The organism is Amycolatopsis sp. NPDC003861 (genome assembly GCF_053605405.1).
Genome location: NZ_JBSGJD010000114.1, coordinates 19,198 through 28,650, shown reverse-complemented (window position 1 = coordinate 28,650; position 9,453 = coordinate 19,198). Strand labels below are relative to the sequence as shown.

Genomic DNA, 9,453 nt, shown 5'->3' with positions numbered 1-9,453 from the left:
GCTACCGCTGCGGCTGAGCCCCGGCCCGCGCGCGCCCTCCCCCGGCGCTCGCGGACTGGACTTGCGGGTCCAGAAATGGCTCGGCACGCTGAGGTCATGGCACTCGATCAGTACTACCTCCTCGGGCGGTCCGGGCTGCGCGTCAGCCGGCTCGCCCTCGGCACGATGAACTTCGGCACCGGCGGTTTCCACGCCGCCTACGGCAAAACCGAGGACGAAGCCCGCCCGGTCTTCCGCAAGTACCTCGACGAGGGCGGCAACTTCGTCGACACGGCGGACTTCTACACCGCGGGCGAGAGCGAGACGATCCTCGGCAAGCTCATCGCCGAAACGCACTCCCGCGACCGGGTCGTGCTCACCACCAAGTACACCAACAGCGTCGACCCGGCCGATCCCAACGCCGGCGGCAACGGCCGCAAGCACCTGATCCGCGCCCTCGAGGCGTCGCTGCGCCGGCTGGGCACCGACTACGTCGACGTCTTCCTGCTGCACACCTGGGACCGCATCACCCCGGTCGAGGAGGTGGTGCGCACGCTCGACGACCTCGTCCGCGCGGGCAAGATCCGCTACCCCGGCCTGTCCGACGTCCCGAGCTGGTACGCGGCACGGGCGCAGTCGCTGACCGAGGCGCACTCGCTGGCGCCGATGATCAACCTGCAGCTGCCGTATTCGCTGGTCGAGCGGCAGATCGAGACGGAGCACGTCCCGATGGCCCAGCACCTCGGCCTCGGGGTCACGGCGTGGAGCCCGCTGGCCGGCGGCGTCCTCACCGGCAAGTACCGCGACGGCGGCACCGGACGGCTCAGCGACGGTCCTTCGGGGACGGACCGTACGCCGCAGGTGCTGGAACCCCTCGGGAAGATCGCCGCCGAGCTGGGGGTGACGATGGCCCAGGTGGCGATCAACTGGGTGGCCACCCAGCCGGGCATCGCGGCGGCGATCGTCGGCGCGAGCAGCGCCGGCCAGCTCGGCACGAGCATGGCGGCGCTGGACTTCGAGATCCCGGCCGAGCTGCGCACGCTGCTCGACGAGGCGAGCGCGGTCCCGCCGGCGTCGGTCTACCGGATGTTCACCCCGGAGTACCAGAACTGGATCGTCAGTCCGGGGCTGAAGATCGGCGACAAGCCGGCGGGGTACGCGCCCGCGGTGCGGAACTGGTAGCTCAGCCGGACACCACCGCGCCGCCCTGGATGACGTGGCGGAACTTCTCCGGCTCGGCCAGCACCCCGATGTCGGACAGGGGGTCGCCGTCGACGACCAGGAGGTCCGCGTGGGCCCCCAGGGCCAGGGTCCCGATCTCGCCGGTGAGGTTCAGCAGCTCCGCCGCCGTCGACGTGGCCGAGCGGAGGATTTCCAGCGGTGACTGGACTTCGGCGCGCAGGCGGAACTCGTGGTTCTGGTGGCGGTGCATGCCGCCGAGGAGGTCCGTGCCGTAGACCAGTTTGACGCCGCCGCGGGACGCCCTCTCCAGGGCCGCCAAGCCGGCGCCGAGGACCTCGTCGACCTTGCGCCAGCTGGCTTCCGGGAGCCCGTGCTCGCGGCCTTCCTCCTTCAGGGCCCAGTACGTCACCAGGGTCGGGACGAGGAAGGCGTCGTGCTCGAGGAAGAGCTCGACACTGCGGTCGTCGAGGAGGTTGCCGTGCTCGATGGACCGGACACCCAGTTCCAGGGCCCGGTTCACGGCACGGGCGGTGTACGCGTGCGCGGCGACGTACCGGTTGGCCGCCTCGGCTTCCTCGACGATCGCGCGCAGTTCCCCGGCCGAGTACTGCGTCGAGTCGATGCGGTCGGTCGGGGACGCGACGCCGCCCGACGCCATCACCTTGATGTGGTGGGCGCCCTTGCGCAACTCGTCGCGGGCCGCGGCGCGGACGGCGTCCTCGCCGTCGGCCACCCGGCCGAGCCCGGCGCAGCACGGGTGGTCGTCCTGCACCTGCGTACCGCGGGTGCGGCTGTCGCCGTGGCCGCCGGTCTGGCTCAGCGCGCGCCCGCAGAACAGCAGCCGCGGGCCGCGGAACAGGCCCTCCGCCTGGGCGTCGGCGAGGCCGAAGTCGGCGCCCGAGGCGTCGCGGACGGTGGTGAACCCGCGGTCGAGCATCCGGCTCATCGTCCGGGCGGCGTGCGCGGCCACGTAGTTCGGTGACGACGACGACAGCGAGCCCAGGTCCGCGGTCGACGCCGTGACGTGCACGTGCGCGTCGACCAGCCCGGGCAGCACGACCGCGCCGCGCAGGTCCAGCGCGGGGACGTCGGGCGCGGTCAGGCCGGGTCCGACCTCGGCGATCCGGCCGTCGGCGCACCGGAGGTCGCCTTCGGTGTACTCGCCGGAGAGCGGGTCGAGCAGTCGGGCGTTGCGCAGCAGCAGGGTCACTGTTCCTCCTTGAGCGCCGGCACGGCGAGCGGGGCGAGGGATCGGGCCACCTGGACCGAATCCTCGTCGTAGGCGCCTTCCGCGTCGAGGATGTTGAGCACGCCGAGGGTCCGGTCGCCGTCGACCACCGGGACGTTGATGATCGAGCCGCAGCCGAGGGACTCGATCAGCTCGTGGTCGGCGAAGATCTCCCGCACCGCCGCCTTGTCAGGGCCGAAGTAGGGCTCTTGCGCGGTGATGCAGCGGTCGAGCCAGCCCGCCGCGACCTCGACCGTCTTCTCGCCGCCGACGGGGTACTCCGCCGGGTGGCTGCTGTGCACGCGGCGCAGCGCCCGGCGGTCCGGGATCCAGGCGAGCACGGTGAACAGCCGCACGCCGAGCTCGGCGCGCACCCGTTCCTCCACAGTGGACAGACTCACTTCGTCATCTCCTTCGCGGCCGCCACCGGGGCGCCGTGTTCGGTCAGTTCCTCCAGCGAGCGGCCCGCGGTGGACAGGCCGAAGACGAGCACGCAGAGCACCCCGGCCGCCAGCACCGCCGTCGTCAGGCCGAAGACGCCGGCGAAGCCGAGGCTCGCCGCGGACAGGCCGATGATCGTCGGCGCCAGGATGCTGCCGACCCGGCCGAACGCGCTGGACAGGCCGGTGCCGCTGGCGCGGATCCAGGTCGGGAACACCTCGGGCGTGTAGGAGTACACCCCGGCGTAGGTGCCGTTGAGGAAGAAGGACAGCACCGCACCGGCGAGCGTGATCGACCACGGCGCGCTGGTCTGGCTCAGCCAGAACGCGCTCACCGCCGAGCCGGCCAGGTAGAGGGCGATGGTGTGCTTGCGGTCGAGCCGTTCGGACAGCCACGCGGCGGAGAAGTACCCGGGCACCTGGGCCAGGTAGATGATGATCGAGAACTCGAAGCTCTTCGTCACCGTGATGCCGCGTTCCACCAGCAGCGTGGGGATCCACGAGAAGAAGCCGTAGTAGGAGAACGTGATCACGAACCAGACGGTCCAGATCACCGCCGTCCGGCGCCGCATGGCGGGGCTCCACAGGAACTTCAGCGCGCTGAGGAGGTTGACCTTCGGCGTCTCGGTCGCGGGGGCGGCGTCGGCCGGCGGCACCGGCGGGAGGGTGGTGCCGGTGGCCTTCTCGACGTCCCGCTCGATCTTGGCGACGACGTCCTCGGCCTCGGCGGCCCGGCCGTGGGCGAGCAGGAAGCGCGGCGATTCGGGCAGGGACCGGCGCCACCACAGCAGCATGACGATCGGCAGCGCGGTGACCAGCTGCGCGACCCGCCAGCCTTCGTCGAAGGACGGCACGACGAACCGCCCGATCAGCGCGGCCGCGACGAAGCCGAAGGAGAAGAACCCGGCGAGCGCGCCGACGAACCAGCCGCGCCGCTTGGCCGGGACGAACTCGGACAGGAAGGGCGCGATGATCGCGCTTTCGGCGCCCGCGCCCGCCCCCGCGAGCACCCGAGCGCCGAGGAAGACCTCGTAGTTCGGGGAGAAGGACGCGATGACGGAGAACAGCGCGTAGAAGGCCAGCGCGTACATCATGACCTTCTTGCGGCCGATGCGGTCGCCGAGCAGGCCGGCCGCGATCGCGCCGAAGAGGAAGCCGAACGGCGTCGCGGAGCCGATCAGGCCGAGCTGGCCGTTGTCGAGGTGCCACGCGGCCTTGGCGCTGGGCAGCAGGAAGGCGACGACCGCCGAGTCCATGCCGTCGAAGGTGTAGCCGAGGCCGCCGATGAGCAGCAGTTTGTAGTGGGGACGGCTCAGCGGGAGCCGGTCCAGCCGGGTCAGCAGCGTCATGGGGAACGCCTTCCGTCGGGGAGTGCCGACAACATAGACTGCATTTCGTCAAAACTGCAATGTTCTTTGCAAAACTGGGTGCGTTACGGTGCACCCGACAGCAGGGGAGGGCGCCGAAGTGGCGGAGACCGACGACGGTTTCGAGGCGTGGCTGCGCGACCGGCTGCCCGAGCGGGGGCTGCGCCCGAAGTCGGCCGCGGTGCTGGAAGTGCTGGTCTCGCAGCCGCGCCGGGCGTCGTTCGGCTCGACGGCCGAGCTGGCGCAGCTGGCCGGCGTCAACGTCGCGACGGTGACGCGCACGGCCCAGGCGCTGGGCTTCGCGGGCTGGCCGGCGCTGCAGCAGGAGCTGCGGGCGCGGTACATGTCGTCGCTGAGCGCGCCGCAGGTGGCGGAGGAGCACCGCGACGTCGGCTCACCGGGGTCGGCGTCCCTCCGGCGTGACCTCGACAGCCTCGCGCTGCTGAACCGCCGGTTCGACGAGCCGCTGTTGCGGACGGTCGCGGGAGCGATGGCGGCGGCCCGCCGAACACTGGTGATCGCGGACGGGAGCTACGCGGCGGTCGGCATCGCAATGGCCCACAACGCGAGGTTGGCGGGCTACGACGTCCACGCGATCACGGCGGGCGACGCGGAACTGGCCAACCAGACGGCCAAGCTGACGGCGGACGACGTCCTGGTGGCGATCAGTTTCTGGCGCCTGTACGAGAGCACGGTCCTGGCGGCGAACGAGGCCCGCGACCGCGGCGCCCGCGTCTTCGCGATCACGGACGCGGCGAGCCCGGCCCTGGCGGGAGCGGCGGAGCAGGTGCTGATGGTGCCGGCGGAGGGCGTGACGTTCTTCCCCTCGTTGACGGCGGGGATGGCCCTGGCCCAGGCGATCGTGGCCCAGCTGGCGGCGGTCGACCCGGCGCGGACGAGCGCGTCGATCGAAGCGGCCGAGGCGATGTGGTCCCGCTTCGACCTCTTGCACCGGCGCCCGTCCGGGTAACCGGAGACCATGCGCATCGGCCTGCTCTACCCCACCCGCGACTGCGGCGAGGACGACTTCGCCGCCCTCTGCCGCCGGCTCGACCCCGCTCCCGATCTCGACTTCGCCTATGTCGAATGGGATCCCGATGCGGCCGGCCAGACCGCCGCCGTGCGGGCGCTCGGCACGCCCGGCCGTCTCGTCGCCGCCGCCGACCGGCTCGACACCACTCCGGACGTCGTCAGCTGGGCGTGCTCCAGCTGCAGTTTCACCCACGGTCTCGACGGGGCCCGCGACCAGGCGCGAGCCCTGACCGATCACCTCGGCGTCCCGGCGAGCAGCACTTCACTGGCCTACCTCGCCGCCCTCGAGCGGCTGGACGTCGAGCGTGTTGCGCTCGCCTCCGTCTACCACCCGGACCTGACCGCGCTCTTCGCCGCCTTCCTCGCCGAGGCCGGCGTGAGCACCGTGCACGCCGTCTCGGCCGATGCGGGCTCCGATCGCGCTCTCGCCGCCTGGGACGCGCCGCGGATCACCGAGCTCGCCGTGGCGGCCGACCACGAAGACGCCGCTGCCGTGCTCGTCCCCGAGATCGCCCTGCACACCACGCCCCTGCTCGCCGAGCTGGAGGAACGGCTCGAGAAGCCCGTGCTCACCGCGACCGCGGTCACCGTGTGGGACGCGCTCGGCGGCACGGCGCAGAGCGGCCTGGGGACCTTGTTCAGGGCCGGGCCGGGCCGCCGTCCGCCGAGCTCATCCGCTTCGTGAAGCGGGCCGCGACGTCGCGGAGCTTGATGTTCGTGTGCTGGGACTCCACGATCAGGCGGTGCATCGCCGCGTCCTCGTTGACCCGGTGGATCAGCATCAGCATGCCCTTGGCCTGCTCGATCACCGCGCGGGTCTCCATCGCGTTGCGCAGCTCGTCGGCCAGCCCGCGCGCCTCCCGGTACCGGCGCGTCAGGCGCAGCACCGTCTCCACGCACAACGTGAACAGCCGCAGCACCTTCGTGTCGAACTCGTGGTAGCCGTGGGTCTCGAAGCCGAACAGCGTGATCGCGCCCACCAGCGTGTCGTCCACCCGCAGCGGGACCGCCAGGTAGCTGCCCACGCCGAGTTCCTTGGCCGCCGCCACGAATTCGGGCCATTGCTCACCCGTCTCCGCGACCGCCACCCGGACCACTTCACCCGTCAGGGCCGCGAGCAGGCCCGGACCGTCGCCCGCCGCGTATTGGACGTCGTCGATGCGCCGGGCTCGCTCGTCCGTGAAGGCCGCCGTCTGGGTCACGCCGTCGCGGACGACCATGATGCTGGCCAGGTCCGCGTCCGGGACCACCCGGACCGCCTCGCCGCAGACCGCGTCGAGCAGCCCCGGCGTGTCGGACATCGATTCGAGGACCCCGACGAGATCGGCCAGCACCGCGTTCAGCTCGTCGACCCGTGCCGCCATGCCGTCGCCAGTGGTCGGCAAGGCCCACCCCTCCCATGCGTCAAGCGGCGAGCACGGGATCGAGCTCGCCAGCAGCGTCAACAGAGACCACCGCTGGCGTTTCAACGGGTCCGAACGAATTCTACCGGCCACGGGACCGCGGTTTGACGTAGGCCGCGCCGGGTAGCCGCCGAAGATGGACAATCCGGCAGTCGACGACGACCTGTGGGCGGAGTTCCACCGGGTGGTGAACATGACCTCGCGCGAGCTGGAGGACTGGCTGCGCACCCGCGACGCGGGCCCGGAGACCGAACCGCTCCCCGACGAGGCAGGCCCGCCGACGGGCAACGAGGTGCTGGCCATCCTGCGCAAGCGCAAGTCCGACGTGGACGCCCACGACGCCGACGTGATGCGCCGGGTCGTCGACCGGGTGCACGCGCAGCGCCGCGACGACCTGGAGCCGACCGCGGGCGAGGCCCACTGGCGCCACCGCCTGATGTCGCTCGGCCACGACCCGCTCAAACCCGCCTGACCAAAGCGCCCCAATGAGGTTTTCTCAGTAGGGCTGGGTGGGGTGCGTGTTGCCGTGAGATGAGGCGTGGGGCCGCTGGTAGGACTGAGTTTGCGAAGACCAAGTCCGAGACTCCAGAGGCCCCACGTGATTTCCTATGGTGCCACGCTTGACGTGGCACGCGAGCTGACCCTCTACGTCGCGAGTGTCCTGCGGTCCACCCGCCGGGCCCGCGGCACCCGCCGAGGCCGGCGGGCACTGACCCCCTACCGGCACGCGGTCCTGACGCTGCGCTGGTTCCGCGACGCCACCCCGATCCACCGGCTGGCCGCCGACCACCACATCAGCCCCGCCACCGCCTACCGCTACCTGCACGAAGCCATCACCGCCCTCGCCGCCCAGGCCCCGGACCTGCAACAGGTCCTCACCCAGCGCCGGGCCGCCGGCGACACCCACGTGATCCTCGACGGCTCCCTCATCCCCTCTGACCGGGTCGCGGCGACCACGATCAAAACCAAAGGCACCAACCGCGGGACCACGGTGCATCTGTGGTACTCCGGCAAACACCGGGCCTTCGGTGGGAGTATCCAGTTTCTGGCCAGCGCCGACGGATTCCCGCTCTGGATCTCTGCGCAGCTGCCCGGTTCCCGCAACGACCTCTCCGCCGCCCGCGACCTGGACATCCTTGGCGCGCTGACCGCCGCCGCAGCCGAGGGCCTGCCCACCCTGGCCGACAAGGCCTACCACTCAGCCGGCATCGGCATCCTGACCCCGTTCAAGAAAGCCGCCGGTCAACCACCTCTCAACGCCCGTCAGCGGGTCTACAACCTACTTCAGTCCCGGGCCCGGGCCCTCGGCGAACGCGCCATGGCCGTTCTCAAGACCCGCTGGCGAGCCCTGCACCACATCAGCCTCTGCCCCCACCGCATCGGCGCGGTCGCGCAAGCCGCCCTGGTACTCACCCAGTTCGAGCACCAGGGCCGCTACTGAGAAAACCCCAATGTGGCGTTGGGTGCGTTGAGCGCACCCGATGTGGCGTTCGGTGCGTTGAGCGCACCGAATGTGGCGTTCGGTGCGTTGAGCGCACCCAATGTGGCGTTCGGTGCATCTGACGCACCCAACGCCACATTGGGGCGCAGGTCGCCACGCGACACCGGTGGGGGCCGGATCACCCGGTACCCACACCCGGGGCTCTAGGCTCTCCGCATGGCCGCGACCAGTGACCAGGGCACCGGGGGCACCCGGCAGGCCGTCCTCTCGGACGGTGGCCTCGTGCTGTTCCGGGTCGCCGGGGTGCCGGTGCTGCTCGCACCCTCCTGGTGGGTCGGCTCGCTGATCGTCGTCGTGCTGTACGCGCCGCTGGTCGGGCGGCTGCTCCCGGAGGCCTCGACCACGACGTCGTGGCTGCTCGCCGGGGCCTTCGCGCTGCTGCTGGGCCTGTCCGTGCTCGCCCACGAACTCGGGCACTGCCTGGTCGCGCTGCGGCTGGGGATCCCGGTGCGGCGGCTGCGCCTGTTCCTGCTCGGCGGCCTGTCCGAGGTGGCCCGCACGCCCAAGCGGCCCGGCGACGAAGGCCTGGTCGCCGCGGCCGGGCCCGCGGTGTCGCTGCTGCTCGGCGGCTTCTGCGGCCTGCTGATGTTCGCCGTCCCGCCGGACGGCGCGGTCTGGCTCCTGGTCGCCGAATGCGCGGTGGCCAACCTCGCCGTCGGCGTGTTCAACCTGCTGCCCGGGCTGCCGCTGGACGGCGGCCGGCTGGTCCGCGCCGGGGTCTGGGCGGCCACCGGGATCCGCGCCAAGGGCACCCGCGCCGCGGTCGCCGGCGGCGCGGTCGTGGCCGCCGGGCTGCTGGTCTGGGCCCTGTGGGGCCTGGCGACCGCGAGCCCGGACCGCTGGCTGCGGCTGGGCGTCTGCGTCGTGACGGCGTGGTTCGTGATCCTCGGCGCGCGCTCGGAGCTGGCCGCCGAAGCGCGCCGCAGCTGGCCGGAGGGTCTGGTCCTCGGCGAGCTGGTCCGGCCGGTGCTGCAGCTGCCCGCCGAGAGCCCGGTTTCGGACGCGCTGGCCGCCTCGGCCGGCCGGGGCGTGGTCCTGGTCCGCGCCGACGGCGTGGCGGCCGGCCTCCTGGACGTCGGCGAGGCGGAGCGGCTCGCGAGCGCCACCCCGCACGCCCCGGCCGAGTTCGCGGCCGAGCCGATCCGGGCCGAGACGGTGCTGCTGGCGTCGGAGCCGGGGGAGGACGTCGTCGAGCGGGTCCGCGAAACGGCGGCGTGGCAGTTCCTCGTCGTCGACGACGAGGGCCGCCCGGCGGGCGTGCTGCGCCGGGACGACCTGCGGGCCGCTCTCAACCGCCGTACCCGCTGAGCCCGGCGCCCGC

10 protein-coding genes are annotated in these 9,453 nt (G+C 72.1%); 6 read left to right on the top strand and 4 right to left on the bottom strand.

Annotated features, from left to right (window positions below; all coding sequences use genetic code 11):
* The first annotated feature begins 96 nt into the window (after nt 1–96).
* Nucleotides 97–1,161, top strand: a complete 1,065-nt coding sequence (locus ACWEVN_RS26300) for an aldo/keto reductase (RefSeq protein ID WP_449681474.1) — start codon at nt 97–99, stop codon at nt 1,159–1,161.
* Nucleotide 1,162: 1 nt separating this feature from the next.
* Here ACWEVN_RS26300 and ACWEVN_RS26295 read toward each other — a convergent pair whose 3' ends face one another.
* Genes ACWEVN_RS26295 through ACWEVN_RS26285 form a run of 3 tightly spaced genes read right to left on the bottom strand, consistent with a single transcriptional unit; the run spans nt 1,163 to nt 4,178 of the window.
* Nucleotides 1,163–2,371, bottom strand: coding sequence for an amidohydrolase family protein (locus ACWEVN_RS26295; protein ID WP_449681475.1), 1,209 nt, complete (start codon nt 2,369–2,371; stop codon nt 1,163–1,165).
* Nucleotides 2,368–2,790, bottom strand: a complete 423-nt coding sequence (locus ACWEVN_RS26290; RefSeq protein WP_449681476.1) for a GAF domain-containing protein — start codon at nt 2,788–2,790, stop codon at nt 2,368–2,370. The genes ACWEVN_RS26295 and ACWEVN_RS26290 overlap by 4 nt, the downstream gene beginning before the upstream one ends.
* A complete protein-coding gene (locus ACWEVN_RS26285) occupies nt 2,787–4,178 on the bottom strand; it encodes an MFS transporter (RefSeq protein WP_452053065.1) in 1,392 nt (463 codons plus the stop codon). Before ACWEVN_RS26285 ends, ACWEVN_RS26290 begins: the two co-directional genes overlap by 4 nt.
* 118 nt (nt 4,179–4,296) lie before the next feature.
* Here ACWEVN_RS26285 and ACWEVN_RS26280 point away from each other — a divergent pair, with 118 nt between their 5' ends.
* Nucleotides 4,297–5,166 (top strand): MurR/RpiR family transcriptional regulator, encoded by an 870-nt coding sequence (locus tag ACWEVN_RS26280; protein ID WP_310968471.1) that lies wholly within the window; start codon nt 4,297–4,299, stop codon nt 5,164–5,166.
* A 9-nt stretch (nt 5,167–5,175) separates the two neighbouring features.
* Entirely contained in the window at nt 5,176–5,913 is a 738-nt protein-coding gene (locus ACWEVN_RS26275; RefSeq protein WP_452053064.1) for an aspartate racemase/maleate isomerase family protein, read from the top strand.
* Here the strand turns inward: ACWEVN_RS26275 and ACWEVN_RS26270 are convergent.
* Nucleotides 5,867–6,592 (bottom strand): ANTAR domain-containing response regulator, encoded by a 726-nt coding sequence (locus ACWEVN_RS26270; RefSeq protein WP_310968470.1) that lies wholly within the window; start codon nt 6,590–6,592, stop codon nt 5,867–5,869. The genes ACWEVN_RS26275 and ACWEVN_RS26270 overlap by 47 nt on opposite strands.
* Before the next feature lie 175 nt (nt 6,593–6,767).
* Between ACWEVN_RS26270 and ACWEVN_RS26265 the strand changes: the two genes are divergently transcribed.
* The 3 genes from ACWEVN_RS26265 (at nt 6,768) to ACWEVN_RS26255 (ending at nt 9,440) form a co-directional block, all read left to right on the top strand.
* Entirely contained in the window at nt 6,768–7,103 is a 336-nt protein-coding gene (locus tag ACWEVN_RS26265) for a DUF3140 domain-containing protein (protein ID WP_449681479.1), read from the top strand.
* 126 nt (nt 7,104–7,229) lie between these two features.
* Nucleotides 7,230–8,072, top strand: a complete 843-nt coding sequence (locus tag ACWEVN_RS26260) for a transposase family protein (RefSeq protein WP_452053063.1) — start codon at nt 7,230–7,232, stop codon at nt 8,070–8,072.
* A 216-nt stretch (nt 8,073–8,288) separates the two neighbouring features.
* The gene (locus ACWEVN_RS26255; RefSeq protein WP_449681664.1) at nt 8,289–9,440 is read left to right on the top strand and encodes a site-2 protease family protein; all 1,152 of its coding nucleotides are present in this window, start codon (nt 8,289–8,291) and stop codon (nt 9,438–9,440) included.
* Nucleotides 9,441–9,453: the final 13 nt, after the last annotated feature.

Bases quoted from the DNA above. Each gene is read 5' to 3' on its own strand.
- ACWEVN_RS26300 (WP_449681474.1), top strand. From the start codon at position 97: ATGGCACTCGATCAGTACTACCTCCTCGGGCGGTCCGGGCTGCGCGTC.
- ACWEVN_RS26285 (WP_452053065.1), bottom strand. From the start codon at position 4,178: ATGACGCTGCTGACCCGGCTGGACCGGCTCCCGCTGAGCCGTCCCCAC.
- ACWEVN_RS26275 (WP_452053064.1), top strand. From the start codon at position 5,176: ATGCGCATCGGCCTGCTCTACCCCACCCGCGACTGCGGCGAGGACGAC.
- ACWEVN_RS26270 (WP_310968470.1), bottom strand. From the start codon at position 6,592: ATGGCGGCACGGGTCGACGAGCTGAACGCGGTGCTGGCCGATCTCGTC.
- ACWEVN_RS26265 (WP_449681479.1), top strand. From the start codon at position 6,768: ATGGACAATCCGGCAGTCGACGACGACCTGTGGGCGGAGTTCCACCGG.
- ACWEVN_RS26255 (WP_449681664.1), top strand. From the start codon at position 8,289: ATGGCCGCGACCAGTGACCAGGGCACCGGGGGCACCCGGCAGGCCGTC.